24 protein-coding genes are annotated in these 25,044 nt (G+C 43.3%); 13 read left to right on the forward strand and 11 right to left on the reverse strand.

What is annotated here, in order from left to right; translation table 11 throughout:
* The first annotated feature begins 32 nt into the window (after positions 1-32).
* From recR to AAAA78_RS17410, 5 genes are all read left to right on the forward strand, one after another.
* Positions 33-647, forward strand: a complete 615-nt coding sequence (gene recR, locus AAAA78_RS17390; RefSeq protein WP_340593393.1) for a recombination mediator RecR — start codon at positions 33-35, stop codon at positions 645-647.
* A complete protein-coding gene (gene mglA, locus AAAA78_RS17395) occupies positions 647-1,240 on the forward strand; it encodes a GTPase MglA (protein WP_063205482.1) in 594 nt (197 codons plus the stop codon). Before recR ends, mglA begins: the two co-directional genes overlap by 1 nt.
* A gap of 114 nt (positions 1,241-1,354) precedes the next feature.
* Positions 1,355-2,320, forward strand: a complete 966-nt coding sequence (gene nadA / locus AAAA78_RS17400; protein WP_445292007.1) for a quinolinate synthase NadA — start codon at positions 1,355-1,357, stop codon at positions 2,318-2,320.
* 22 nt (positions 2,321-2,342) lie between these two features.
* The gene (locus AAAA78_RS17405) at positions 2,343-2,870 is read left to right on the forward strand and encodes a 4'-phosphopantetheinyl transferase family protein (protein ID WP_340593399.1); all 528 of its coding nucleotides are present in this window, start codon (positions 2,343-2,345) and stop codon (positions 2,868-2,870) included.
* 67 nt (positions 2,871-2,937) lie between these two features.
* Positions 2,938-3,330 carry a hypothetical protein gene (locus AAAA78_RS17410; RefSeq protein ID WP_295904204.1) on the forward strand — a complete coding sequence of 131 codons (393 nt, stop codon included), beginning with the start codon at positions 2,938-2,940 and terminating at the stop codon, positions 3,328-3,330.
* A 56-nt stretch (positions 3,331-3,386) separates the two neighbouring features.
* Here AAAA78_RS17410 and AAAA78_RS17415 read toward each other — a convergent pair whose 3' ends face one another.
* On the reverse strand, positions 3,387-3,956 hold the full coding sequence (locus tag AAAA78_RS17415; RefSeq protein ID WP_340593400.1) for a histidine phosphatase family protein: 570 nt from the start codon (positions 3,954-3,956) through the stop codon (positions 3,387-3,389).
* 126 nt (positions 3,957-4,082) lie between these two features.
* Here AAAA78_RS17415 and AAAA78_RS17420 point away from each other — a divergent pair, with 126 nt between their 5' ends.
* Both AAAA78_RS17420 and AAAA78_RS17425 read left to right on the forward strand, forming a co-directional pair.
* Positions 4,083-4,658, forward strand: coding sequence for a hypothetical protein (locus tag AAAA78_RS17420; RefSeq protein ID WP_340593401.1), 576 nt, complete (start codon positions 4,083-4,085; stop codon positions 4,656-4,658).
* A gap of 142 nt (positions 4,659-4,800) precedes the next feature.
* Positions 4,801-5,097 carry a hypothetical protein gene (locus tag AAAA78_RS17425; protein ID WP_340593403.1) on the forward strand — a complete coding sequence of 99 codons (297 nt, stop codon included), beginning with the start codon at positions 4,801-4,803 and terminating at the stop codon, positions 5,095-5,097.
* Here AAAA78_RS17425 and AAAA78_RS17430 read toward each other — a convergent pair whose 3' ends face one another.
* From AAAA78_RS17430 to AAAA78_RS17450, 5 genes are all read right to left on the reverse strand, one after another.
* Positions 5,098-5,736, reverse strand: coding sequence for a hypothetical protein (locus AAAA78_RS17430; RefSeq protein ID WP_340593405.1), 639 nt, complete (start codon positions 5,734-5,736; stop codon positions 5,098-5,100). It lies immediately after the preceding gene.
* 104 nt (positions 5,737-5,840) lie between these two features.
* The gene (locus tag AAAA78_RS17435; RefSeq protein ID WP_340593406.1) at positions 5,841-6,572 is read right to left on the reverse strand and encodes a L,D-transpeptidase; all 732 of its coding nucleotides are present in this window, start codon (positions 6,570-6,572) and stop codon (positions 5,841-5,843) included.
* Positions 6,573-6,750: 178 nt separating this feature from the next.
* Positions 6,751-7,572, reverse strand: coding sequence for a fatty acid desaturase (locus AAAA78_RS17440; RefSeq protein ID WP_340593407.1), 822 nt, complete (start codon positions 7,570-7,572; stop codon positions 6,751-6,753).
* Positions 7,556-8,416, reverse strand: coding sequence for an acyl-CoA desaturase (locus AAAA78_RS17445; RefSeq protein WP_340593409.1), 861 nt, complete (start codon positions 8,414-8,416; stop codon positions 7,556-7,558). Before AAAA78_RS17445 ends, AAAA78_RS17440 begins: the two co-directional genes overlap by 17 nt.
* A gap of 12 nt (positions 8,417-8,428) precedes the next feature.
* Positions 8,429-9,313 carry an acyl-CoA desaturase gene (locus AAAA78_RS17450; RefSeq protein WP_340593410.1) on the reverse strand — a complete coding sequence of 295 codons (885 nt, stop codon included), beginning with the start codon at positions 9,311-9,313 and terminating at the stop codon, positions 8,429-8,431.
* Positions 9,314-9,342: 29 nt separating this feature from the next.
* On the opposite strand from AAAA78_RS17450, the gene AAAA78_RS17455 reads away from it, so the two are divergent.
* Positions 9,343-10,452, forward strand: a complete 1,110-nt coding sequence (locus AAAA78_RS17455; protein ID WP_340593412.1) for a hypothetical protein — start codon at positions 9,343-9,345, stop codon at positions 10,450-10,452.
* On the opposite strand, the gene AAAA78_RS17460 is transcribed toward AAAA78_RS17455, so the two are convergent.
* The 3 genes from AAAA78_RS17460 to AAAA78_RS17470 all read right to left on the reverse strand — a co-directional run bounded on the left by AAAA78_RS17460 (position 10,390) and on the right by AAAA78_RS17470 (position 15,971).
* Positions 10,390-11,613, reverse strand: a complete 1,224-nt coding sequence (locus AAAA78_RS17460) for a spinster family MFS transporter (protein ID WP_340593413.1) — start codon at positions 11,611-11,613, stop codon at positions 10,390-10,392. The two genes, AAAA78_RS17455 and AAAA78_RS17460, sit on opposite strands and share 63 nt — an antisense overlap.
* Entirely contained in the window at positions 11,613-13,103 is a 1,491-nt protein-coding gene (locus tag AAAA78_RS17465) for a hypothetical protein (protein WP_340593415.1), read from the reverse strand. The genes AAAA78_RS17460 and AAAA78_RS17465 overlap by 1 nt, the downstream gene beginning before the upstream one ends.
* A gap of 2,160 nt (positions 13,104-15,263) precedes the next feature.
* On the reverse strand, positions 15,264-15,971 hold the full coding sequence (locus tag AAAA78_RS17470) for a phosphatase PAP2 family protein (RefSeq protein WP_340593417.1): 708 nt from the start codon (positions 15,969-15,971) through the stop codon (positions 15,264-15,266).
* Between the two features lie 15 nt (positions 15,972-15,986).
* On the opposite strand from AAAA78_RS17470, the gene AAAA78_RS17475 reads away from it, so the two are divergent.
* Complete coding sequence (locus tag AAAA78_RS17475) at positions 15,987-16,991, forward strand: fatty acid desaturase family protein (protein WP_340593418.1); 1,005 nt, start codon at positions 15,987-15,989, stop codon at positions 16,989-16,991.
* A gap of 23 nt (positions 16,992-17,014) precedes the next feature.
* On the opposite strand, the gene AAAA78_RS17480 is transcribed toward AAAA78_RS17475, so the two are convergent.
* Positions 17,015-17,548 (reverse strand): YceI family protein, encoded by a 534-nt coding sequence (locus tag AAAA78_RS17480; RefSeq protein WP_340593419.1) that lies wholly within the window; start codon positions 17,546-17,548, stop codon positions 17,015-17,017.
* Between the two features lie 121 nt (positions 17,549-17,669).
* Positions 17,670-18,422, reverse strand: coding sequence for a hypothetical protein (locus AAAA78_RS17485; protein WP_295903566.1), 753 nt, complete (start codon positions 18,420-18,422; stop codon positions 17,670-17,672).
* 101 nt (positions 18,423-18,523) lie between these two features.
* Between AAAA78_RS17485 and AAAA78_RS17490 the strand changes: the two genes are divergently transcribed.
* Genes AAAA78_RS17490 through AAAA78_RS17505 form a run of 4 tightly spaced genes read left to right on the forward strand, consistent with a single transcriptional unit; the run spans position 18,524 to position 25,042 of the window.
* Positions 18,524-21,322 (forward strand): FG-GAP-like repeat-containing protein, encoded by a 2,799-nt coding sequence (locus AAAA78_RS17490; RefSeq protein ID WP_340593420.1) that lies wholly within the window; start codon positions 18,524-18,526, stop codon positions 21,320-21,322.
* The gene (locus AAAA78_RS17495; protein ID WP_340593421.1) at positions 21,319-22,875 is read left to right on the forward strand and encodes a GH3 family domain-containing protein; all 1,557 of its coding nucleotides are present in this window, start codon (positions 21,319-21,321) and stop codon (positions 22,873-22,875) included. Before AAAA78_RS17490 ends, AAAA78_RS17495 begins: the two co-directional genes overlap by 4 nt.
* Positions 22,872-23,924 carry an aromatic ring-hydroxylating dioxygenase subunit alpha gene (locus AAAA78_RS17500; RefSeq protein WP_340593422.1) on the forward strand — a complete coding sequence of 351 codons (1,053 nt, stop codon included), beginning with the start codon at positions 22,872-22,874 and terminating at the stop codon, positions 23,922-23,924. Before AAAA78_RS17495 ends, AAAA78_RS17500 begins: the two co-directional genes overlap by 4 nt.
* Positions 23,915-25,042 (forward strand): hypothetical protein, encoded by a 1,128-nt coding sequence (locus tag AAAA78_RS17505; protein ID WP_340593423.1) that lies wholly within the window; start codon positions 23,915-23,917, stop codon positions 25,040-25,042. The genes AAAA78_RS17500 and AAAA78_RS17505 overlap by 10 nt, the downstream gene beginning before the upstream one ends.
* Positions 25,043-25,044 lie beyond the last annotated feature (2 nt).

The following is a 25,044-nucleotide window of genomic DNA, read 5'->3' on the forward strand; positions in this document are numbered from 1 at the left end:
AGCGCCGGATGGCGCGTAGGCTGGAGTAAATTTTGTTACATATTTCTGCATTAGAAAAATTAACGCACGAGCTGAGTCGTCTTCCCGGAATCGGGCCTAAGACAGCTCAGCGCTTGGCGTATTTTATTCTGAAGTCGCAGAATGAGTATCCAGAACGTTTGAGTGAAGCTCTTCTGCGTGTGAAGGCCGAGGTCCATGAGTGTCCTCGTTGTTTTAACTATACAGACACGGATCTTTGCCGTTATTGCGAAGACTCTCACCGTTCTGATGATTCTTTGTGTATCGTGGAAGAGCCCTCGGATATCATGCGCATCGAATCTTCCGGTGCTTTCCGCGGTCGTTACCATGTTTTGCATGGAGCGATCTCTCCGCTGGAAGGCATTGGTCCTCAAGAATTAAAAATCAAAGAACTGATTGAACGTATCGACGCCGGAATTGAAGGCGACGGACCTGTGATTAAAGAGGTCATCCTTGCTTTGGATGCCGATTTAGAAGGTGATACGACAATTTTGTACCTTGCTAAGCAACTCCAAGGGAAAGGTTTGAAACTTTCTCGCATTGCCCATGGAGTTCCTATTGGCAGCGACATCGATTTCATAGATGATAGAACTATGGGTCGTGCCCTGCAAAATAGAGTGGAGCTGTAATGTCCTTTATTAACTACAATGCCAAAGAGATTCACTGCAAAGTCGTGTATTACGGTCCTTCCTTGGGCGGTAAAACAACGAACATCCAGTGGGTTTATCAAAAAACGGCGGAGGATCAAAAATCCAAGCTGGTGGCATTGAACACGGACATTGAGCGCACTCTGTTCTTCGACTTCTTGCCTCTGAACGTAGGTGACATCCGTGGATTTAAAACACGTTTCCACCTTTACACAGTTCCGGGCCAAGTCGTTTACGATGCTTCTCGTAAGTTGATCTTAAAGGGTCTTGATGGAGTTATCTTTGTTGCGGACTCTCAAATTGAGCGTATGGATGAAAACTTAGAATCCCTTCGCAATTTAGAGAGAAACTTGGAACAACAAGGCTACGACATCCGCGAGATCCCTCTTATTATGCAATACAACAAACGTGATTTGCCGAATGTGGCTTCTTTGGCTGAGCTAAGAAGCGCATTAAACCCTTACAACGCACCTGAAATTGAAGGCTGCGCTTCTGAAGGCAAAGGCGTTTTTGAATCTTTAAAGACCGTTTCTAAATCGATTATTAACGTATTAAAGGGTGGAACCACTCTTTAATTTCCCTCGGAAAATTCATTTTAAGCCATGCCTTGGGCTGGCTTGCATTTGCCTGTAGCCATGTTATATGAGGCCACTCGTATTCGTTTGGGTTACAATAAGCCCGAGGTTGATATGTCATATGATATTGTTGCTGATATTCAGCGCCTGAAAAAAGAAAAGAATGCTGTGATCTTGGCTCACTATTATGAAGATGGTGATATTCAAGATGTGGCCGATTATGTCGGTGATAGTTTTTATCTTGCGAAAATGGGCCAGCAAGTAAAACAAGATGTGATCCTTCTTGCAGGTGTGGTCTTCATGGCTGAAAGCGTGAAGATTCTTAATCCTTCAAAAACGGTTTTGGTTCCTGACATGGAAGCAAGCTGCTCGCTTGTTAAGGGTGCACCCTACGAAAAATACTTGGCTTGGCGCCGTCAGCATCCCGACGGAATTGCTGTGACTTACATTAATTCGAGTGCGGAAGTAAAATCGATCTCTGATGTGATTATCACTTCATCCAATGCGCAACAGATCGTGGAATCCATTCCTAAAGATCGTAAGATTCTTTTCGGGCCGGACCAACACTTGGGTCGTTGGCTTTCTAAAAAGCTAAATCGTGAATTTGTGTTGTGGCCGGGAGCTTGTGAAGTCCATGTACTTTTCAACGCTAAGAAATTGCATGAACTGATTGCCCAACATCCCGACGCAGTGGTGATTGCGCATCCAGAGTGCGATGAGTCTGTTTTGCAATATGCTTCTGTGATTGGTTCAACTTCTCGTTTGCTTGAAGAAGTTGAAAAAAATCCTGCGAAGAAATTTATCGTGGCAACAGAAACAGGGATCTTCCATCAAATGCAGAAGAAACGTCCTGATGTGACGTTGATTCAAGCGCCTGTTTTGGATTCGGGTTGCTCTTGCAACAACTGTCCTTACATGAAGATGAACTCCATGGAAAAGATCAAATACGCTCTTGAGTCTTTCAAACCTCAAGTGGGCTTAAACGAAGACCTTCGCTTAAAAGCCAAAGTGTCTTTGGATCGCATGATGGATATCACAAGCGGCAAGGCTGTGACTTGGCCTGCTGAATTTACCGTTTAATTTTCTTAAAGGAACTCGATTCATGGCTCTTTCTCAAAGCACAATCGAGTTCCTGCAAAAGTCCTTAGTATCTGATTTACAAGTTTTTGCAAAACCTGAATGGGGAAGTCAGAATCCCTCTCACCGTGAATTGATACGTACCGAGTTGGCAGAGGTTTTTTCTAATACGGATTTAAAAACTTCCGTTTCTCACTGTGAGGGTATGGGTGTTGTTGTCGTTTCTCGCTCGCCTCTTGGTGTGGATGTGGAAGTTCGTGCCCATGTTGAAGAAAAAATCGTCGCTCGTGTATCTTCAAATGAAGAAGTTTTAGCAGCACCAAGTCCCGCTTCTTTGTGGAGTGCAAAAGAAGCGATCTTCAAAGCACTTCGCTCGTATAATCAGCCCTCGGTGGTTTCAAAAATTTCTGTAGGGGCCTGGAAAAATATTGATTCTCAGACTGAGACATACCGTCTTTTACACCCGGAAATTCATGGTTCTCCCTCTGAAAACAGAGGTGTTGTGATGCATTTCGGGGAACACACTTACAGCTTTTTTGTTTTTCCCTCTTAACTTTGGTCGGGTCCTGCCGAAGAGTTTATTAACCAGAGTTAATGATACTGATTAAGGCAGGTGACTAATGGGAAGTACAAAATACAACCGCAGAGTGGCTCCAAGGAAAGAAGTCTCTCCCATTCATATTTCATATCTCACTTCACTCGATGACTTTGCAAAGATCGCAAAGAACTGTGAGATCGTAGAAGCTTCGTCAACAGGACTTTTACTTTTGATCAAACGTGATGATCTAATTCCTACGGCGCTTCGTAAAACTTTGACCCTGGATGTGTTAATAGGCGATCGAGTCTTTATGCATCTTGAAGAAATGAATCTGGAAGTTTCCGGTGTAATCACTCGCACACAGCTTCTAGGCAAAAAGGGTTTCTATGTGGCTGTCGATTACAGCGATGAAGCTCCTGAATACTGGAGAGAATGCTTGATGGATCTTCTACCAAAACCAGGAGAGTTGGACTAAGTTTGAAAACTTAAGTCTGTAAGAAAAAGCCTAGGGTTCGCCTTAGGCTTTTTTATTTAAATATATGTTCTTTGCTCTAAAGGCACATGGCCGATATCGGCAAATCCTAAGAGGATGGCATTCCCCTCTTTATCAACACGAACTGTGGTGAGAGATCCTTGGTGCATATCCATCTTCACCCACTTCTTATGATCTATTCCCAAAGCTTTGCACACCCAATATCTGATCACATTGCCATGAGCGACGACGACATGAGTGCTCGTTCCACTTCTGGGAGCTTTAAAAAGAAAATCAAAAGCTTTGTCAGCGTGTATTTGGTTTTTCTTCATCGTTTCGCGCGCGGCTTTATCGATTTTAGTGACGGCCTCTAACCCGGGCAAAATACCTTCGCGAAACATATCGCGTTTAACTGATTTCATCTGACATTGCTTTTCAATGTAAGAAGCCGTTTCGATCGCCCGTGGCATTGTGCTTGAGTAAATTCGATGAGGCTTAAGATCACGCACCACTTGCGAGGCCAAATGCGCTTGTGCTTTTCCTAAAGAAGTTAAGCGTTCAGGATCTTTTTCATACTGACCGTGACGGACAAAGACGATGGTTTTATAAATCTTTGGATCAAATGTCATAATGTTTATATTCGCAGAAGTTTTTCTTAGTTGCAACGTCATCATATGGTTACCAATAGAAGACGGTGCATTTTGCTTGGCATAAGCTCTGCACTCCTCCACTTCGGAATATAAAACGGGGGAAAAATGAAACCACTTTTCACATTGATGATTCTTGTTGTAGCGATGGCGAACACAGCTCACGCTGATTCTTTTACTACTATTCGTGATGGCAAGGAGTACATATGTACGGCTACCGAGCCAAGAAATCCCGGAGACGCCGTGGATTGTGTGGATACAGCTTACCGCGGTCCTTTTTCCAAAGAAGAATCAATGCGCATTTGTAGTGGCGCTACCTCGAAAGCTCCCGCTGAATGTGCGACGGCCGCTTATCGTGGACCTTTCTCAAAGGAAGAATCTATTTCTCTTTGCGTGAGAGCGACTTCAGCAACAGGACCTGTTGACTGCGCCACGACGGCTTACCGCGGACCCTTTTCAAAAGAAGAATCTTTGCAACTTTGCACGCGAGGCGGAACTCTTGCCAATGCGGAGTGCGCGATCAAAGCTTATCGCGGTCCTTACAGCAAAGAGGAAGCTCTTCGCCTTTGCAAAGCAGAGCCAACTTTGTTGATCCGTTCATTCAAACTGATGGAAAGTTCTCCTGAAGTTCAATCGAAGATTCAACTTTTCAAAGCGAAAGTATTGGGACTTTTTGATCGATAACGGATCTCACAAAAGAGAGCTGTTTAAAGAGTTCTCACTGTCAAAAATACATTAGTCAGTTGGGGTTTCACGGAACCTCAACTCTTTTTTATTTGCAGCCGTACGATCTTTTGGTGGCACCGATATTGATTGTCTTAAGGTCATGGTTAAGACAAAAAGTATCGGATTCTTTATCGCTTTGTTCATCACACCTCTCGTGTCTCAGGGTAAGGCAGTAAGAATGTCCTCTTCTGAAACAGCGAAGCTTTGCGATTCTCTGCGCCCGAATCCGACAACAAAACTTAAATCAGATCTTAAAAATATCTCGGCAGCCGCTTCAAAAGCATTGGGTGGAGACGATCTCACTCATGTCGAAGTTGAATGTATTTTGAAACCTACAGACGGGCAAAATCGTTGCGACGATAAAGTCGCAACTCAGATTTCGCAAAACGATCTTTAATTAAGCCAAATCCACAAACTGTGGAAGACCAATTTCAGATACCAACACAACAGAATAATGCGGAGGCAAGAACCAGCTAATAGCTTCCGCAATACCTTGATGTTCTTTTGTCGGTGGATTTCCCAAAGACTCTAAAGAGAACGCAAGATCATAGTGTTTGCGATCCGCACTCATCACAAGAATGCGCGGACGGTGCACACCTTGATCAAAGAAAAACTGTTTTAAGATATTGCGCACGTACTGTGGCAAGTAGTGAGGTGCCGGAGGACCCGCGTGAAGCTGTTGGCCCTTTTCCATCTCCACAGTTCCTACTGGAGACTCTTCAGCCGTTTTATAAAACAAGCCCGTTTCTTTGAAGTGCCAAAGCATACCGTAAGTGAAAACATAATCCGGATAAGACTTCATTGGATTTACAACCAGGCCCACGCCTTTCATTGCCAACCACTGCATGATTTTATTTGCCGGTTCCGTGGCTTCAGCAGAAGTCTCTGCCAAAAGATACGGCCAACCATCGGGACCTTTTTGTGGAGCTTCGTGAAGAAGTTTAAGATTGCTCTGAGTGATCGCCATAAAGAAGTCGATTTCCCATTGATGATCGCGTTTTTCATCAGGGACGTTTACTAATTCTAGAAGATTCATGGGGACTCCTATGGCTCAAAAAAACAAAAAGGCCGGGTAATTAACCCAGCCTTTTTATGTCCCTTTCAGAGGGAGGTCAAGACGAAGCCCGTCGGGCCTAAATCTTAGTATTCTTCAACGATGACGATTGTTTTGTAACCACGCTCATAACGAACACGGCCGTATTCATCAAGCTGAGGTTGACCTGTTTTAGTGCTAAGAACAGGAACTTGGCCTTTATCCGCAGCAAGAACTGCAGAGTGGATTTGCTGGATGTAGTTTTTATGAACGCGCACGCAACCAGAAGAAGCTCTAGAACCCAAAGCTGCCTCACCTGCCGCTTCACCGCTAGAAAGATCCGGTGGAACTTGGTGCACTGCTAGACCGCGAAGATCGTTAAAGAACATCGCATAAGGCATGTGGAATTTGTTTTCGCCAGAACGGTAGTTCGCACCTTCAACACGTTTGATTGTATAGAAACCACGAGTTGTGTGTCTCCAGTGAGATTGTGTCGCGCCTTTAAAGATTTTATTGAAAACGCCACGAACCGCGCCAACGTATTCGATGTCTTCAGCACCGCTAGAAATTTTCGTCGTAAGCATCAACTGACGGTTTGTATAAAGGCGCAAAGTTTGTTTGTTTGCGGCTTTGTTGATCACGATCACGTTTGTGTATTGGTTAAGGTAAGTCTCACCTTGGAAGTAAGCCACTTCGTCGAAAAGGCGGCCATAAGCAGCCTCGTAAGAATCTTCGACCATCAAGCGTTTTTCAGCTTCAGCGCGAGAATCCGCGAAAGATTGAACAGAGAAAACAGTTGCAAGCAAAAGCAAAGAAAACACAGTTAAAAGCTGTCTCATGAATACTCCTAAAAATGATGCCGGATGTTTAGCAGAAATTTTTCACTGCACGTACAATTTTTGGGCACTGTGTAACAATTGTTTAATCTAGAAATTTCTACGCGGAATGCGACTCAAAACTCATATAACAGCGGCTTTCCCCTCTTTGGAAAAAAGTTCACGCCATAGAGATCTAATCCTACTTTCCAGAGAGGAGGTAGTTCTTCAAAGAGTAGATAAAAAGAGAGCCTTTATTTAATTCGGGAGCCACTTTTTCAATGAGTTCCCTTTCATGAAACTCAGGATACTTCGACCAGTGCATAGCGGGTTTTAGATGGTGAGCCGTATGGTAACCGTTATTGCAAAAAAACCAGTTCTCAAAGCGTGAAAGAAAATTGCGAGAGTGATTGAACTCGGATTGCAGATCGCAGTGATCGTGGTTCACGAGATTTGCCAGCAGCAAAAGAAACAATCCGATCAGGCAAGAAGGTACGAGCCAAAACAGTGTCATAAGAGGATTTACGTAAAGCAATGCTATGACATAGAGAAGAATGAGAATTCTTTCTACCTTCTGATTTTTCCGGAGATCTTCCGGCAGATTTAATGTCGGACGATTTTTTGTCATTTCTTGAGAACTCTTTTTTAAATACTCAAGACTGCGCAATAAACCTGAAGAATGTTTTGTCGCCAACTTATAGCTTGCCCAATCTTTTTCACCCGATCGGTAGTGAGTGTGATGGTTGAACATGTGAACAGCGTGAAGACGTGTCGATGGTGAAAACAAAATAAGTGAGATCAAACGATCTACGAATCTATTTAAAAATGCGTAAGTAAAAATTCCGCAATGACGATGATTGTGATTAATCAAAGAAGCTTGAAGAACCAAAACGATGTTGAGCAAGAATAAACCTGCTAACTCGCCAATGCTGAAAGTGCTTTTCGGAGACAGCATTACAAATAGCTGAAAAGCCCAAGTGACACTCAGAAAAATCAAACTGCGGATATCAGAGAGATGTTTCATCCAAAGTTCTCTCTTTCGCATATGATCTGTCGTACACGTCCCACACCAATCCGAGCTTTGCTAAAAGCTGAATGCCCCAGTAGATAGGATCTAGCTCCCACCATTTAAGACCTGAAGCTGCTAGCTTCGGATAAGCGTGATGATTGTTGTGCCAGTTTTCCCCGATAGAAAACGGCATGAGCCACCAGATGTTGTAACTTTCGTCTCTGGTTTCATATCTTCTCGTTCCGAAAAGATGGCAGAAAGTATTAATCACCATTGCGATATGAGCATTGGCTAAAGTTGAAACTAAAAATCCCCAGACGATGATTTGCATTTGGGTTGTTTGCAAAGACGGAAAATTATTTTCAATAAAATATCCCACCGCTGCCGTGAAGCCTAGAAATGTGAGTGGCCCCAGAAAATGATATTTGTTGATCCAAATAATTTCGGGATAAGAGGAAAAGTCCTTCATCAAAGTCATATCAGTCGGTAAGGCGTCCTCTTGCAAAAGCCATCCGATATAGGCTCTGCCAAATCCCAACACTTTAGGTGAATGAGGATCTCCTGGTTTTTCCGCGTACTTGTGATGAATGCGGTGACTGGTCGCCCATGAAAGAGGTCCCTTGTGCCCTGATGTTGTTCCCCAAAACGCCATCACGAATTGAAATGGACGTGATGTTTTAAAACTGCGATGAGAAAAATAGCGATGATAGAATCCACCGACGGCAAAGTGACGGAAATAAAAAGTGAATAGCGCAAACCCTACCGCCGTCCACGACCAACCGTAGATGAGAACTCCGGCAAGAGCTATAAGATGCATCGTAAGAATTCGTAAGCAATGCTTTAGAGAATAATTCTTCAAGACAATTCCCTTTTAAGCGTGAGTCCGTAAGTCCGACACCCAGCCGATTTTTTCAAAAGCTTTGAGCATCCAATAGTGCGGATCTAGTTCGTACCAGTGATGACTTGTGGTTGCGCTGGCTTGATGAGCGTGATGATTGTTGTGCCACGCTTCCCCTAAGATGAAAGGGAAAAGCCAAGCATTGTTTGTGCTCTTATCCGTGGTTTCGTGGGCGCGACGACCCCAACCATAATGGCAGCCCCAGGAATTCACCAAGAAAATCGCATTATGAAGAAGCATCACTCGGAAGAAGCCTCCCCAGAAAACACCGCGAATAAATCCGTCCCATGATCCTAGCATCGCCGCTTCGATAAATCCGGGAATAATGACGCCGACAATTCCCACAAGAACATGATAGCGCTGCCATTTTACGAGTCGGGAGTTTTGATAAAGATCCGGCGTGTATTTTTTGATAAGTGCCAAGATCTTAAGATCAAAAATCCAGTATACGTGTGAATGCCAGAAGCCTTGCCAAAAACTTAGTTCACGCCCGTTTTTAAACCATGGTGAGTGAGGATCTTCTTCCCTATCGCTGTATTGATGGTGTTTTCTGTGAACTGCGGCCCACGTCAAAGCAGGCGTTTGAAAAGCGATAGCTGAAGTTAAAAATAAAATGAATTCAAAAAATGGAGTTGCTTTAAATGCCTTGTGGGAAAAATAGCGATGATTGGCGACAGAGATTCCAAACAAAGCTATTTGATAAAAAACGACCAGAACAAAAAGATCCTGCCACACCACCGGTCTTTGCAAAACAAAAACACCAAGACCTACGCACAAAAGTGCCGGCACAAGAAGAGCTTTTGCAAAGGTTGGTTTGATATCAAGAATCTGATCTTTGTTCTGTTGACTTAATTCCATCGCTTATAGAATCCTAACAGAGGATTATTATGAAAGCTCAAAAAAAATCAGTCACATCGTGGGACGATTCCTTTTTTAAAGATTTTGTTGCACTGAGAAATCGTCTTTACGCTTCTCATCCTGATTTTATTTCTGAAGATTTGAGCGACTTGGAATTATTTCTCGGAAAAAATTCTTACTTCGCAAATAAAATGGATTGGACAGCGGTACTTCTTGGAAATTCAGGACGCTATTTGCTGTCGATGAGTCCTGTCGCTGATTCACTTTATTTGGGATACTTTGAATGCGACGGCGAAGAAGAGGCTTTACACCAAAGTCTTCTTCAAGACATCACAGCTTATAAACAGAGATATCCACAGTTAAAAACCGTGATCGGTCCTATTCAAGGAAGTCTTTTTGCAGGATACCGTTTCCGCGAGCAAACGGATGCTCCCAGGTTTTTAGGAGAAACTCTTCATCGCGATTCCTATCCTGAGCTTTGGAAAAAATGGGGCTTTCAAATCGGAGAGTATTGGGACTCCTACAGCTTTGAACCTTATTATGGTTACAGTTTCTACAAAACAATCGAACAGAAATTTGAGAAGTTTTGGAAAGATCCAAAAATCGTGAGTCGTCCGCTGGATTTAAATAACTGGGATCGAGAAATCCAAGACGTCTATGACATCACGATGGAAGCTTACAATCTTACAAATACTAACGACGAAATTGATTTTAAGATCTTCAAAGACATCTCAGAAAAAATGAAACCGCTTTTAAAGCCTCGTCACGTAAAAATGTTAGAATACGACGGAAAAACAGTGGCATTTACGATTTGTTATTCTGATATCCAAGAAGAAATCCGTCGTTTTAATAAACGCAAATCCTTCATGCCAACATGGCTGAACAAATTAGTTTTGTTCGTGGGCATTCAATTTAAAAAAAATCCTTTGCTTTTAGTCTATGTCGCAAAAAGAAAAGAGTGTCCGATTAAATGGGCCATGGCGAAGTTGGGAACATCCATGATCACAGGAGTAAACCCTGACGACTATCCATTGGTGATTTCAGCACTCAATGCAGAATCGTCAGGAAGTCGCGCTTCACTCCCCGACCGGAAGTCCCTGCACTCCCGCCACTTTTTGATGACGTTGAGTCTTTCTTAAAGGCAAGTACCACAAGAACGCTCCAAGAAGAATCACCGGAGCTGACGTAAGAACGCCTAAACGCAGATCACCGCTAACATCAGAAATTTTTCCAATCATAGGCGCACTTAAAGCGTCCCCTAAAATATGACTTAAGAAAATTTGAAACGCCATTGCAAAACTTGCCTGTGAAGCTGTCACAGAATGGAGTGTTGCAATCGTTGCGGGACTGTTTGAAATAAAAAAGAAAAACTGTGTTAAAGAAATCCATAGAACTAACTCTGGAATAGAGCGCGAGTAAAACGCCATCACGAAAGGCACAAATGCAATCGCCAAGGAGATCGCGCTCACTTCAAGATAAGATCCGCCTTTGTCCCTTTTCCAGCGGTCGGCAATAATTCCACCCACCCATGTTCCTAAAAGACCAAAACCAATCGCAGCTCCACCAAAAATCATATTGGCCATCGCAAGACTCACACTGTGCTGCTTTTCAATATAAGTCGGCATCCAGTGAGTCACGCCACCCGCTACAAATGTGTAAGCTGCATATCCCAAAGCTAAAAGCATGTACTGAGAATTTGACAGTAGTGACATGAATTCATCTTTGATACTGATTTTTTGGACAGGGATACGATCTTCAGAAGCGGTCGTAAAAAAGAAAATCAGACTTAATAAAACTGCCGGAACTCCCATTACGAGATAAGCCGAACGCCATCCGTAACTGTCCGTTAAAAATCCACCGCCAACAAAACCTAGCGCCATTCCCAAAGGAAGTGCTGAAGTAAATAAGGCCATCAAACGTCCACGGGAGTTAACGGGACAGAGATGATGAACAACCGCAGGAGCTACTGCTGCAAAAGCCGCTTCGCCAACACCCAGTAAAGAACGACATGCCAAAAGTTGATAATAGTTCTGACAAAGAGCCGTTAGAACCGCCGCAGAACTCCAAAGCAGTGTTCCCATTTTTAGAATATGAATGCGGTTTGTGCGGTCAGCACGATAAGCAAGGATCAAAGAAAAAATAACGTAGGGAATAACAAAGGAAGAAAAAAGAATTCCACCTTGGAAGTCACTTAAAACAAAATCCGCCTTCACCTTGCTCAGTGAGGCGGACATCAAAAAACGGTCCACGTAATTAAACAAATTCAGGACCGTTAGAATAAGAACAAATCGAAACGTCATTATTTAGTGATGTTTAACCAGTTACCGCCAGAGTGCGAAAGAACTCTGACCGATTTAAATACGTCGTCGTCTTTTTTAACACTTGGGAAATACGGCGAGTATGCAGCCACATTCCACTTTTCTGGGCTTCCTTCAGCGTAGTTTCTGTAAGTAAGAGCTTTCTTGCTGCCTTTGGCATCGATGACAGCTTCGCGAGTCACTTTGCTGCGGGTATCGAAAGCTGTTGGCAAGAAGGCTTTTAAGTCTTTTGGTGGTTTGTTAAAGAAATCAGCGTAACGGATTTCAATCACTTCACCTGTCACAGAACTTCTCATTTTTTCAGAAGAGTCTGAAGCCACGACACGGTAAAGAAGCTCAAGGTTTTGCTCGACATCGTGTCTGTTCACTCTCCAGTAACCAGAGTCAATCGCATAAAGATTTTCATTTTTACGCGATTCAGAACTTGCTTGCCATGCAGACCACGCGTGAGCCACCGCCCAACGAGAAGCATTCAACGAAGACTTCATCCACGCTTCACCATCAGGAAGAAGTGTTCCGATTTGTGGATACTTATTAATTGTGTTCGTGATTTTTCTAGCAGAAACACCATCTACTTGGCTTAAGAAACCATCGACACCGTAAAGGCGACCCAAGTCGCGAGAAAGATCGATAGAGCCGCGGATGTTGTACGCTCTGAGGAAGCACAAGCTTGCAACAGAAGTCATCATCGCAGAACGAACCATTGATTTTTCAAGTTCACCGATCAAACGGAAACGATTCACGCCGTCTTTGAAAGAATCCGGACCGAAGCTGAAACGTTGATCCCAAACAACAGGCTCAGAAAGATTCAATTTTCCAAGACGGTCATCCGCCTTCAAGATCTGCTCACGGAAAGGACCTGCAAGCCATCCTTGAATATCCGCTTCATCGTTGAATGTAGAAACAAGTTTACCGTTTTCATAGTAAGGAGACATAAAGTACTCCTCAACAACAGCCATATTATCTTGAGGAAGATAAATGCGGAAGTTTGTCGCTGTATTTTTCGCCACTGTCAAAACAGCAGAGTGAACACCTGGAGAACGTTTTTCAAAAACACTTTTTGCACGGAAAACAAAACCGCGAAGTGCTTGTGCTGGAAGAATTTGCGCTGCAAAGAATTTCGCGTCACTTGGAAGTTTGTCGTAATTAGCATCCAAATCAGAAAGCATTTGAGCCAATTCATCCGACGTTTTTACTTTGAAAAAACGATCGCGAATCTCGCGCAGTTCAGGACTCATCTGCGCTTCACTGATATTTCCTGCTTGTGCTGGAGAACGACGACTTTCAGACTTTTCAATGATTTGTTTCAAAGTCGGAACCGTCACATCCGGTGCCGCAACTACAGGTGCCGTTGGGGCCGCTGTATTGAGTTTTTTATAGTAAGATAGATCTTGGCCCTTCGGAGCAGCTGCTTGAACGGCGATCCCTGCCGACAAAGCCGCCGCAAAAACTGCAACAGATAACGTTCTCATTTATATCCTCCAAGTTGTTTACCAAATTAGGATAAGCGAGTCGGAAAGTATTTGTCGATTGAGAAAATCAAAACCTTCGTGGATTATATGGGAATGAAATTTATCTGCAGAAAATCTCTCCGTCTTTTTCATTATGGGCTTTTACAAAGCCAGAGAGCTCTTCTGCGTCATCCACGAAAAATCTTCATCCTCGCCCTGGTGCTTTTTGCCACCTGCTTGGTTTCCGCGACGAAACTGCAAATTGGAATTCGCGCGGAGGATTGGCTAGACCAAAGCCTTGCAAGTACAAAACTGTATCTTGAGATGAAAGAGACGTTTGGCTCCGAGGACAAACTGTCGTGGATTGTTTCGTCCCCGTGGAATTATAAAAACTTTTGTGAGCAGCAACGTCGTCACTTCAATTGGGCCAATGAAGAAAACCGTCTGCAAAAAATTTCTTCGATCTTCGAACTGCGTCGCCCTCTATATAATAGCGAAAACGAAACCCTGATTTATCCGCGCGAACTCGAAGAGAACTGCCAGTTTTCAGAAGCCGCTATTCAGAATTTACAGCATCATCCCCTCACCGATTCATTCAGCATTCAGCCTGGCAAAGATCTTCTTTTTAAATTTACGTTTGAAGAGTTGGAAACGCCAACAAAGTGGGGAAAAACAGATTTTCAAGAAGTTGAAAAATGGATCGCCCATTTAAAACAATTGGAGCCCACAAGTCTTTTTGGTGGAAGTCTGTTCTTTCAAGAAAGCACGAAAGAAGGAATTCTATGGGCCAGCAAACTCAATATCCTCACGGCCCTTGTTATTGCCATCTGCTGTCGTCTGTTCTTAGGGACATGGCTGAGTGGAGCTATTCTTGTTTGCTTGATTGTCTTTACGACGTCTGTTTTGCAAACGGGGATGACGCTTAAGGGTAATATCGCCGACCCTCTTTCTTCCAGTATTTTCGTCATTATGACGATTGCTATCGTCGAAGATTTCTTTTTCTCCTTCTTTTTTTCCCGAGCACAAAAAGTTCGTTTAAGGACTGCTTTAAGACGCATGAGTCTTCCAAGTTTTTTTACAAGTCTGACGACGGCTATTGGCTTGGGCTCACTTGTAACCTCGACAAACATGAGCGTTCAGAACCTTGGATTTTGGACAGGTGTCGGCGCGATGGTGGAATGGGCCTTGGTGTATTTGCTTCTACCTTCCGTTTGCAAAGTTTTTCCTCGTCTTGATGAACTCGCGTGGAAGGGAAATATCTTTTTACCGAATTGGTTTCGCTCCATCGGAAGTTTTAGTCCCTCGCGAAAACTGGTGATTGCCCTCACGCTGCCTCTGGTTTTGATCTTTTTTACTTATGACAAGGTCAATATCAACTACACGCCTTTTGATATGTTCCCGTCCTCACATCCGCTTTTGCAATTCCGCGATTATGTGAAAGGTCAAAGAGGTTTCGAAGGTGACGTCAGTCTTATTTTTAATCACGAGAATCTGACAGAAGAAGATTCAAAGCTTATCGCTGAGGTCGCAAAGCACGCTCTAGTAGTTTCTTATAAAGATCCACGCAAGATGACAGAAGAACTCATGCCCGCAGAAGCAGATCCTGCCTTAAAGCGCATGATTGAAAGTGAAATCAAAGAAACAACGAGTCTTAAAGATTTCCAACAAAACGGCAAAAGCCGCGCGATACTTTTTATCAAAGAATACGACATGCAGTCTCTAGATGCGCTCACTCAATATGCAGATAAAGTTTGTGCCGGACGCTGCTATCTTTCGGGAGAGATTGTGGCCTTTAAAGACTATGCTCTTTCGATGCTCAAGACATTGTATTCGAGTTTTATTTTATCTTTAGCCACGGTCTCTTTGCTTTTGGCTTTGCTCTCCATTGCTGTAAGTGGTCGCGTGTTTTGGCCGTTGATTTTATCTTCAGTGTGGGCGCCGCTTATGCTGATGATTTTCGTTAGCGTTTTCCAAATTAAGATCAATGTCGTCACATGTCTTGCTTTGGATTTGATGATCGGACTTTCCGGCGACAATGCCGTTCAGTTTTTACTTTTTGATCGCAAGGGCCGATGGAAAAAAGGCCACACAGAGTTATTGCCTGTGGGCCTTATGATTGTCTCAACGATTGCTTTAATCAGTTTGATTTTGTTGCTTTCTTACTTCCGCACCGCACGTATTTTAAGTGGGCTCATGGAGTTCGGAGCTTTGTTGATGTTGATCGGCGACCTGTGGATTCTCAACTATTTCACGGAGGTAAAAGAATCGGATTCCGAGAGCCGCGAGCACGAAGCCTCCCACAATATCAGCAATGTGGTGCTGGCGGGTGAACACGACGGAAGCAGCAATTCCTAGCATCCAAATAGAAAACACGACCGTCAGCCATTTTTTATTTCGATGCATTTCTGCCGCCGCGAAAAGAGCCAAGGCTGAAAAAGTCACATGCAATGACGGCACAAGATTGTGCGGTTTATCCAGCGTATGAATGTTCTGAAAGATCTCGCGAAACGGCGATTCCGCCGGAATGACTCTTTCAAATCCTAATTGAGTTGGGAAAACAATAAACACTACTGCCGCCGCGAAAAGCGTGATCAGATTTGTCTGACAGTATTTTTTAAGGCGATCCGCATCGCACATAAACAGCGGCAAAAAAATCACGATATTCAAACTCAAATAAAGCCATACAAACTCAGGGATAAACGGCGCTTGAGTCTCCCAACCGAAATACCATGAGTAGTGTTGAGTGCTTTGCGCGGCCAAATAGTTTGTGAACCCATAAACTAAAGGAAATCCCAAGAGGGCTGCAGTGCCCCATGTAAGGAAGACCCACAGTCTTTTTTGATCAGGTAGAGAAAACAGAGGAAATGGTTTTTCTTTTGGATGTGTCATGCTTAAATATTATTCATGAAAGAAATCGTGCAAATCAACCGTAAAGATTTTCCTATTCCCGGTACACTGAATATCGTCATTACGATTGTCACTGTCGCTACTTGCTTGGGAATTCTTTATTGGACTCAGCAGCAAACGTCTTGGTTGTTGTTTATTCTTGGTGCTATCGCGTTTTCTTTTGCGAACAACACGGCATTTTCACTTTTGCATGAAGCCACTCACGGCATTCTTCATAAAAATCGTAGAATCAATAACAACCTAGGCCGTGTCGTTGCTGCTCTTTTTCCGACGTCGTTTACGATGCAACAGCTTTATCATCTGGGACATCATCGTCGCAACCGCACCGATGCAGAGATGTTTGATCTTTATTATCCGGGCGACAATATCGCGATGAAAAGATTCGTGATTTATGGAACTGTCTTTGGAATTTATTGGTCTTCGCCTTTTATCTCATGCCTCTTTTTTCTTGTGAATCCCAAACTTGTTTTGAGTTCGGAGTTTAAAGACTCAAAAATGATGCAGGCTTTAAGTGCGGATCACATGTTGGGTGGCCTCGATAAGGCTCTGGTAAAAACAGGAATCGTTCGAGCAGAAATCATCTTTACGATTCTTTTCCAAGCAGCGATTATTTATTTTTTAGGCCTTTCATGGGGCACGTGGCTTGCGTGTTATTGGGCATTTAGTATCAACTGGGGTTCTTTGCAGTATGCTGACCACGTCGGTGCGAAACGTGACATTCGCGAAGGTGCCTGGAACCTAAAAGTAAATCCGATCATGCAGAAAGTATTTTTGAATTATCACCTGCATTTGGTGCATCACCGTTATCCGAATCTTCCGTGGATCCATTTGCCTAAAAAATTAGATTTGAATGATCCCATGCCTAGTTTTACTTCAAAGCTATGGGAATTTTTGACAGGTCCACGCTTAGCAACGGAGCCATCTCCCACTTTGGACAAATCTTTTGAAGCCGTTATTTTTGACGGCACCATGCTTGAAAAGAAAACGGCTCAAGAAACTTAATTCATTCTTGAGCCGTTATGAACTTAAACTTTTTTTGCGAATTGCACATCTAAAGAAATCGAAACGTCGTCACCGACAAGTACGCCGCCTGCTTCCAGAGCCGCATTCCACGTTAAACCAAAATCTTTGCGTTTGATTTTAGTCGTTGCTGAAATACCAATCTTTGTATTTCCATAAGGGTCTTTCATTTCTGCCGAAGGACCTTCGACATCAAGAACGACTTCTTTCGTCACTCCGTGAATTGTTAAGTCACCTGTCACTTTAAGATCATCACCATCTCTTTCGATCTTTTTAGATTTGAAACCGATGGTTGGATATTTTTCGATATCAAAGAAGTCGGCACTTTTTAAGTGACCGTCACGTTGAGCTTCACGAGTGTTGATGCTAGCGGCATCAATTGTCGCCTCAACGGAAGATTTTGTGATATCGGAAGGATCGTACTGAAGTGTGCCAGAAAGCTTTTCAAAGCCACCGTGAACCTTTGCGATCATCATGTGTTTAACAGAAAAGTTTGCGCTCGAGTGAGCCGAATCAATTTGCCAGGTAGTCATAGACATATGTTCCTCCAAGGAAACGTGTTATCGATGAACCTAGAATCGCACGGTTTTAATTGTTGCAAAAGGACACAAGAATGCAAAACATTGTTGCAATTTTGTATCCAAGCATAAGAAGCCCTTATTAAGTATTGGAAGCCGCGATACGACTGCGGACTTTGGCATAAAATGGGACAGTGTATTTGCAGATAATGTGTACAATGTCAGTCCAACGAATATCCGCGATGCAGGCTAGCTCCACGCCTTCGTGGTAACGAGGATTTTTCTCAAGGAAATAACGAACGTCAGCGCTTGAAAGATCACGTGTCGTTGGCACTGCCATCTGATCCTTGACTCGGCCTAAAGACTTTCCAAAATCAATCAATGAAGTTTCTGATTTATAATAGCCGCTGAATTTTCCGTTGTAGAACGTATGCTTCACTGACGCGAGATCCGCAGGAATGGCTCCTTCCAACGATGGATAGGAGCGTGGAAAATTTCGACGCATCAACATGTAGGTCTTAAACCCCTTGCTGATAAGCATCCAATAAAGTGGAGCAAAAGGATGACGTAAGCGAGTTAGAAAAAGCACGCGAGTGAATGCAGATTGCAAAGTGCGTGAGCCCCAATAGTCGCTATCAACGACAGTATCCCCAGAATAAATTACGCGACCGCCCTCAGGAAGTTCACGAATCAAGATCGTGCTAAAACCAAATAAAAATGGTTCAGAAGATTTGCTTCGATCCCAAAGCATAATGACGCTGGTTTTTTCTGAAAGATCAGAATTAAAACGCTCAAACTCCACGTCGAAATAATACTTACCGAAAAGATCGAACATGCGTCGACGAAGAGTGGAATCAATTTGTGATACAGGAAGCAACGTATAACTCAAATCCATAAAATACCTATCTTGGATATAATCACCCTGTAATTCCCTTGTAAAGCGACACTTCACCGTGGGAAGCTAATTTATCTTATTTTGACATGAGGAACTATTTTATGAGTTCAGAAAAAGCTCTAGCATTCAATATATTCACTCTGCCAGCGGCGCTTGAAAAAATTTACGCAAAAGCAGATCCGCGCTGGATTATTGCGATAATCTTGGGCTCCTATAATATTTTGGGCTTTACCGTTCTTGGTTTTAATCGTTCCCCCATGCAAATGGTGGTGACTTCCATCATGGCCTGTCTGCTGGAACTTCTTTTGTGTTACTGGGTGCAACGCAAATGGGTTTTTCCGTTAAGCGCGCTCATCACAAGTTTTTCGCTAAGTCTTTTGCTAAACTATTCGCACAGCTATTGGATTTTAACTGTCCCGGTTTTTTTCGCGATCGGTTCAAAATATTTCTTAAGTCTTAATGGCCGACACTTTTTTAATCCTGCTTTGACGGGTGTTGTGTTCTGTTTGCTCTTTTCAAGCAAATTCATCACGGCGGCTCCAGCGTACCAGTGGACAGGCATTGAAAATCTTTGGGTCTTTATGACGTTCTTGGGAGTTTTCTTTCTGCTTCCAAAAATCAATCGCCACTGGCTTGTGATTTCTTTCCTTGCAACTTTCACAGCGCAAACGGCACTGCGCGCGTTGATCATGCGTCATCATCTTCCCTTTGAAACTCTTTTTCTGGGAACTTTGACGTCGCCTTCATTTATCCTTTTTACGTTCTTTATGATCACAGATCCTATGACTTCGCCAAAAACAAAAAAAGATCAGATCATTGTGGGAGCTTCCATTGCTTTGTTGGATTTGATTTTTCATATCTTCCAAAGTTACTACACTTTCTTTTTTGCGGGCTTTACAGTCGCGAGCATTCGCTTTTTGTGGTTTCACTATAAAGCTCTTCGCGATGGCGGTGGTTTTGCCGGGTTTAAAAAACGCCTCATTGAATATAAATACCCACGCAAGTTCACTGGTTCATTGGTCGCAGCCGCTTTGGTTTTTGGAACTTACAGTGTCGCCTCAAGTCCTGCGCATCTTTCAAAAGTTTTAAACTGGAAGTTTGATCATATTCCCGAGTCACAAAGCGGTTTGCATTCAGAGTTCGGAAATATTTTTGAACGTGTCGACCCGCGCATTCAACACATTGTAAAATGGGTTTTCAGCGTGGGAGACAGCGTCGCCATTGGTGATTTTGATAATGACGGTAAGATGGATATTTTTTTGACGAATATGTTGAAAAAAGATTCTGAAAGAGCGGCTCTTTATCACAATGAGGGCGGTTTCCGTTTCACTCGCGTTGCTTTGCCTGAAATCACGACAAGATTCACTCACGTGGAAGACAATGGTATTCCGACAAATGCGCTTTTTGTCGACTATGATAACGACAATGACTTAGATCTTTTTATTTCCGTGGCTTTTGGATCATCCCGCCTGCTGAAAAATATGCTGACCGAAACCGGCAAGGCCGAATTCGTTGATGTGACGGCGGAAGTAGGTCTTGAGGATTATAATAACTCCATCACAGCAAACTTCTTTGATTTCAACCGTGATGGACTTTTGGATCTTTATATTGGGAACGTATGGCCGGATCATCTTCCCAATTACAACAAGCCAACGCCACTGAATCTGTTTCACCTTCCACAAACCGAATATGATGGCGATGAAAGAATGTTCGACTTTATGCACGCAAGCTGGCACTTGGCGAACAATGGCGGTGAAAACGTTGTCTTCGTTCAAGATAAGAACGGTCACTTTACTAAATTAGATTCCAAAGAAATTGGAATGCCGGAAACTCGTTGGTCTTTGGCTATTGGGACAGCGGATCTCAATCAAGATGGATGGACCGACATTTACATCGCAAATGATTTCGGCCCGGATGATTTGTACTTCAATCAAGAAGGAAAAAAACTTTATAACCACAAAGGCACGATGTTTGGAAGTATCGGCAAGGATACTTACAAAGGCATGAACGCAAGTATTGCTGACGTGAACAATGATGGATTCCTCGACGTGTATGTTTCAAACGTGCACCATGCTCTGCAAGCAGAAGGTTCTTTGTTGTGGCTTTTCTCTAAAGACAAAAACGGGAACATGGTTATTCAGGATATGGCGACACAATGGGGCGCCTTGAATGAAGATCGTTTTGGTTGGGGCGCAAGTCTTGAAGACTTCGATAACGACGGTTGGGTGGATATCATCCAAGCCAACGGCATGGTGGATGATACGCCTGACAAAAAATTCGAGAGCTGTCCTGATTATTGGTACGTGAACGAAAAAGTTGCGCGCAGTGCTCCTAGTTATCATCGCCTGGCTAACAAGTGGGGCGATATTCGCGGACGTTGTATTTATGGAAAAGAAAAAAACCGCGTTTACATCAATCAGGGAACGTCTCTTGGAAATAAATTTGTCGACGTCGCGGACCTCGTTGGTTTGACCGAAGAAACAAACAGCCGCGGTGTTGCTTCGGCGGACTTTGATAATGACGGACGCAGGGATGTTGTGATCACTCACATGTATGCGTCACCTACTCTGGTTCGAAATGTTTTAAAAGAAGGTGCGAGCACTCCTCACTGGGTGGGTCTGCAGCTTCGCGGTGACGGCAAGACATGCAATACGCGTGCGGTTGGTACACAAGTTAAAATGCACTATAAAATCAAAGGCCAAGACACCGTGCAAATTAAAGAAGTTCAGCTTGCCACAGGATTTTCTGCACAAAGTGATGAACGACTTCTTTTTGGCTTGGGCGATTTCGCAGAACCCGTTGAAATTGAAATCACTTGGTGCGGCTTAAGAAAAGAAACGCGCACTTTAGATATTGATAAATATCACCTTATTCAAATGAGCCCTGTGACGACTCCATGAGTTTTCTGTCTCAAACGGCTCACGCAGCCATTCAGGTTTATCAAAAGGCCTCTTACAAACGATTTGTAAAAGGTCTTTCTGAATTAGAGGCCTTGCAGAAACAAAAACTGCAAGACACTTTGTCGTATCTAAAACCCTATTTGGGTTCCCGGGCTGACGTTGCAGGTTACAAAGAATTTCACGAAAAATTTCCTATCACTTCTTATCACGATTATCGCGAACTTTTTTCTTCAGAGAGAAAAACGAACAATAAAACCTTGCCAGAAGTCGTTCGTTTTCAACCTACGAGCGGATCTACGGATAACTTAAAGTGGATTCCGTACACACAAGGGCTCTTAAAAGATTTCGATGCAGCGCTGGGGCCTTGGCTTTATGATTTTTATTCTTCCTATCCTGAAGTTTTAAGAGGGCCTCACTATTGGTCTCTTTCATGGCTTCCTCAGGATCTGCGTGATGAAGGTGTGAGACTCAATGACACCGAACTTTTCCCTGCGTGGAAAAAGTTATTGTTAAAACAAACAATGGCGGTAATGGCACCTGTGGATCTTGCCGGAAGCAGTGAAAGCTCTTTATTTGCGACGGTTGCATACTTGCTAGATCGCGACGATCTAAGTTTTGCCTCAGTGTGGAGTCCGACCTATTGGCTGACTCTATTAAAGATTTTAGAAACACATCAAAAATCTTTAGCGCACTCCCTGATGGAAGGGGAATGGCAAGCTTACGCAAATGAACTTACGATGTTAGAGTGTCCGCACAATCCTGAAAGAGGTCGCGAGCTTTTGTCTTCCACGAATGCGCAAGAACTTTGGCCTCAATTAAAAGCTTTAAGCTGTTGGACGACGTCGACAAGCTCTGCTTTTGCGAAAGATATCGAGAATCGTTTTCCGAAACTCAAAGTTATCGGAAAAGGCCTTTGGGCGACGGAAGGTGTTGTAACGATTCCATTTCAAGGTCATTACACTTTGGCTTCTCAAAGTCACTTCTTTGAATTTGAAGATATCGAATCAAAAGAAATTCTTCCGTCATGGGAGTTACGGATTGGACAAAAAGTCAGTCCGATTCTTACGACCACTGGCGGATTGATTCGTTATAAAATGCAGGATGTTTTAGAAGTTTCAGGCTTTAATAGAAAAACACCATGTTTAAATTTTTTAGGGCGTGCTGATGGTGTTGACATGGTCGGCGAAAAAACCTCAAGCCTTCGCGCTCAAGAAGTTTTATCCGCACTTAGCAAGTTTGCTCCCCATCAGGAATCTTATTTGTTTGCCGTGAAAGCAGAGACAAATCAGCACTACTGTGCGGTTCTGAGTCGCCAAGGCAATAAAACTCTCGCTGAACTCTCAAAAGAATTGGAAGAATTATTATCAGAATCATTTCACTACAAACTCGCCCGCGAATTGCAACAACTAGGGCCGGCTCAGGTGCTGGTGCACGAAAAGGCTCACGAGAAGTACTTACAGCTTCATTTAAATCGCGGTATGGTATTAGGGAATATTAAAACGGAGTCTTTGCGCCTCATTTCGGAAAAAGAACTCCAGGAGAATTTTTTATGATGTTAAGTCTTCGCGAACGAGACAAAGCTTTAATCAATAACTGGTACATTGCTTGTCTTTCTAACGAATTGACTTCCAAGGCTGCGCTGAAGCGAGTGATTTACGACACGCCTCTTGCTCTTTTTAGAGATCCTCAAGGAAAACCTACGGCTCTTTTAGATCGCTGTGTGCATCGCGGGGCCCAGCTTTCGCTTGGATATTGCGATGAAGGACACTTACGCTGTCCTTATCACGGCTGGCGCTACGACTCGCAAGGTGTCGTGAATGAAATCCCTTCTGAAGGAAAAGGTGAATGCAAAGGCCGCCATCAACAACGATCTTATCCAACCATTGAACAAGATGGAGCGATTTGGGTGTGGATGGGAGAAGGCCCTCCTAAAACGGAAACTCCTCCTTGGCGTTTTCCCAATTATGGGGAAAGCAAATGGTGTCACTACTACATGATCACGGACTTTGATAACGAAGTGACGAATCTTGTGGAAAATTTCATGGATGTTCCGCACACCGTGTTCGTGCACTCAGGATGGTTTCGCGATCGTCAGATGACTCACGTTCCAATGACCGTGGATGTGGAAAACGGTCAAGTAAATGTGACTTATCACCAGCCTCAGGACTCCATTGGATTTACAAGATTCTTGATTAATCCGCTAAATGAAAAAATGACCCACACGGACCGTTTTATTTTTCCGAATATCACGCGTGTGGATTATACATTTGGAAGTTCTTCCGCGTTTATCATTAACTCTCAGTGCACTCCAGTTTCGACAATGAAGTCCCGGGTGTATACGTACATCGCTTTTAAAACTTTGAATTATGCGTTTTTGTTAAAACCACTAATGCAGTTTTATACTCGCCAGGTGATCGAACAAGACGTCGAGATCATGAAAAATCAGGGCGATAATTTAAAACTTTTCCCAGATGTGCCTTTCCGTTCCAGCGAAGCGGATGAATTGCACTTAGCTATTGAAAAAATCCGCCGCTACGGAATTGAAGACAAACCTGAAACTTTCACCTTCGCCAAGAAAAGTGAGAAGCAGTTTTGGATATAAGTGAATTTTTAAAGTCTCATTCTGGCGTCACCGTTGCGACAGAGAAAGACAACCAGGAAATTTTAAACTTTTTTAGCCAAACGCAGATTCAAGGGCGCGGGTTAAATATTGTTTATGATCGGACTCCAGATTTTTTCGCGTTTTTAAAAATTCACTCTCCACGCCTCTTGGTTCTTATCTATCGAGGTGTGGCTGGCGACATTCAGGGCGTTGCCACTATGCTTTTTCGAAAAGGCTACGTAGATGGAAAGGTCTCTGAGGTTTGTTACCTAGGTGATCTACGCATGGGATTTGATCGCAAAGGCGCCGTTCTTTGGCGAAAAATCTATGGGGAATTTTTTGCCCGCAAAAGTGAAATTGATCAACTGAAAGACGTCGAACTTTTTTATACGTGCTTAATTGACGACAATGAACTTTCTCAGCGAAGTCTTGCGCGCAATAAAAAATCAGGATTTGCGTATCATCGCGTCTGTCCTTATTCGATGGTGGCCTTGATGATGAAAAAGCCCGGCTTACCGACTTCGCCGACGGAACACGAAGTGACCGATGATCCTTCACTTGAAACCTTGATCGACTTTTATAAGAAGAATGAAGACTCCACGACGGCGGGATATTTGTATTCCCAAGAGATTCCCGAACGTCTGAATAAATGGCCACAGCTTTCAAAAAAAGACTTTTTGATTGTCCGCTATGAAGGCCGCGTCGTGGCTGCTTGTGCTTTATGGTCGCCGCGCGAATGTAAGCGCATCCTTCTCACAAGGGTTCCCTTTCATCTTCGCGCCGTTTTTTCTTTCTTGCGTGTTCTAAGTTTTGGAAAGTTTCAATTTGCGGGAGAATTAAAGGTTCTTTACGTCACTCATCTTCTTTTTGATCAAAAACTTTCCCAAGACGAAAAAGTAAAAATCTTTAAAGAAGTTTTAAAAGAAGCGTGGAAAGTTCGCGAGAAAAAAGGTTATCATTTCTTAAGTTTCTGCGACTTTAAAGAGGTGTCCTTAAAAGCAGCGGCGGATTCTTTCATCACAAATGACGTGGCCATGGCCATCCATGAAGTGATGGGAAGTGAAGACGAAGCTCCTACAAGTAAAAAGGACTACGGCTTTGAAATGGCATTAGTGTAAGG

Origin of the sequence: Bdellovibrio sp. BCCA (genome assembly GCF_037996825.1) — a bacterium.
In the GTDB taxonomy this organism is placed as follows: Bacteria; Bdellovibrionota; Bdellovibrionia; order Bdellovibrionales; family Bdellovibrionaceae; genus Bdellovibrio.

Bases quoted from the DNA above. Each gene is read 5' to 3' on its own strand.
- mglA (WP_063205482.1), top strand. From the start codon at position 647: ATGTCCTTTATTAACTACAATGCCAAAGAGATTCACTGCAAAGTCGTG.
- nadA (WP_445292007.1), top strand. From the start codon at position 1,355: ATGTCATATGATATTGTTGCTGATATTCAGCGCCTGAAAAAAGAAAAG.
- AAAA78_RS17405 (WP_340593399.1), top strand. From the start codon at position 2,343: ATGGCTCTTTCTCAAAGCACAATCGAGTTCCTGCAAAAGTCCTTAGTA.
- AAAA78_RS17410 (WP_295904204.1), top strand. From the start codon at position 2,938: ATGGGAAGTACAAAATACAACCGCAGAGTGGCTCCAAGGAAAGAAGTC.
- AAAA78_RS17415 (WP_340593400.1), bottom strand. From the start codon at position 3,956: ATGACATTTGATCCAAAGATTTATAAAACCATCGTCTTTGTCCGTCAC.
- AAAA78_RS17420 (WP_340593401.1), top strand. From the start codon at position 4,083: ATGAAACCACTTTTCACATTGATGATTCTTGTTGTAGCGATGGCGAAC.
- AAAA78_RS17425 (WP_340593403.1), top strand. From the start codon at position 4,801: ATGGTTAAGACAAAAAGTATCGGATTCTTTATCGCTTTGTTCATCACA.
- AAAA78_RS17430 (WP_340593405.1), bottom strand. From the start codon at position 5,736: ATGAATCTTCTAGAATTAGTAAACGTCCCTGATGAAAAACGCGATCAT.
- AAAA78_RS17435 (WP_340593406.1), bottom strand. From the start codon at position 6,572: ATGAGACAGCTTTTAACTGTGTTTTCTTTGCTTTTGCTTGCAACTGTT.
- AAAA78_RS17440 (WP_340593407.1), bottom strand. From the start codon at position 7,572: ATGAAACATCTCTCTGATATCCGCAGTTTGATTTTTCTGAGTGTCACT.
- AAAA78_RS17450 (WP_340593410.1), bottom strand. From the start codon at position 9,313: ATGGAATTAAGTCAACAGAACAAAGATCAGATTCTTGATATCAAACCA.
- AAAA78_RS17455 (WP_340593412.1), top strand. From the start codon at position 9,343: ATGAAAGCTCAAAAAAAATCAGTCACATCGTGGGACGATTCCTTTTTT.
- AAAA78_RS17460 (WP_340593413.1), bottom strand. From the start codon at position 11,613: ATGACGTTTCGATTTGTTCTTATTCTAACGGTCCTGAATTTGTTTAAT.
- AAAA78_RS17465 (WP_340593415.1), bottom strand. From the start codon at position 13,103: ATGAGAACGTTATCTGTTGCAGTTTTTGCGGCGGCTTTGTCGGCAGGG.
- AAAA78_RS17470 (WP_340593417.1), bottom strand. From the start codon at position 15,971: ATGACACATCCAAAAGAAAAACCATTTCCTCTGTTTTCTCTACCTGAT.
- AAAA78_RS17475 (WP_340593418.1), top strand. From the start codon at position 15,987: ATGAAAGAAATCGTGCAAATCAACCGTAAAGATTTTCCTATTCCCGGT.
- AAAA78_RS17480 (WP_340593419.1), bottom strand. From the start codon at position 17,548: ATGTCTATGACTACCTGGCAAATTGATTCGGCTCACTCGAGCGCAAAC.
- AAAA78_RS17485 (WP_295903566.1), bottom strand. From the start codon at position 18,422: ATGGATTTGAGTTATACGTTGCTTCCTGTATCACAAATTGATTCCACT.
- AAAA78_RS17490 (WP_340593420.1), top strand. From the start codon at position 18,524: ATGAGTTCAGAAAAAGCTCTAGCATTCAATATATTCACTCTGCCAGCG.
- AAAA78_RS17495 (WP_340593421.1), top strand. From the start codon at position 21,319: ATGAGTTTTCTGTCTCAAACGGCTCACGCAGCCATTCAGGTTTATCAA.
- AAAA78_RS17500 (WP_340593422.1), top strand. From the start codon at position 22,872: ATGATGTTAAGTCTTCGCGAACGAGACAAAGCTTTAATCAATAACTGG.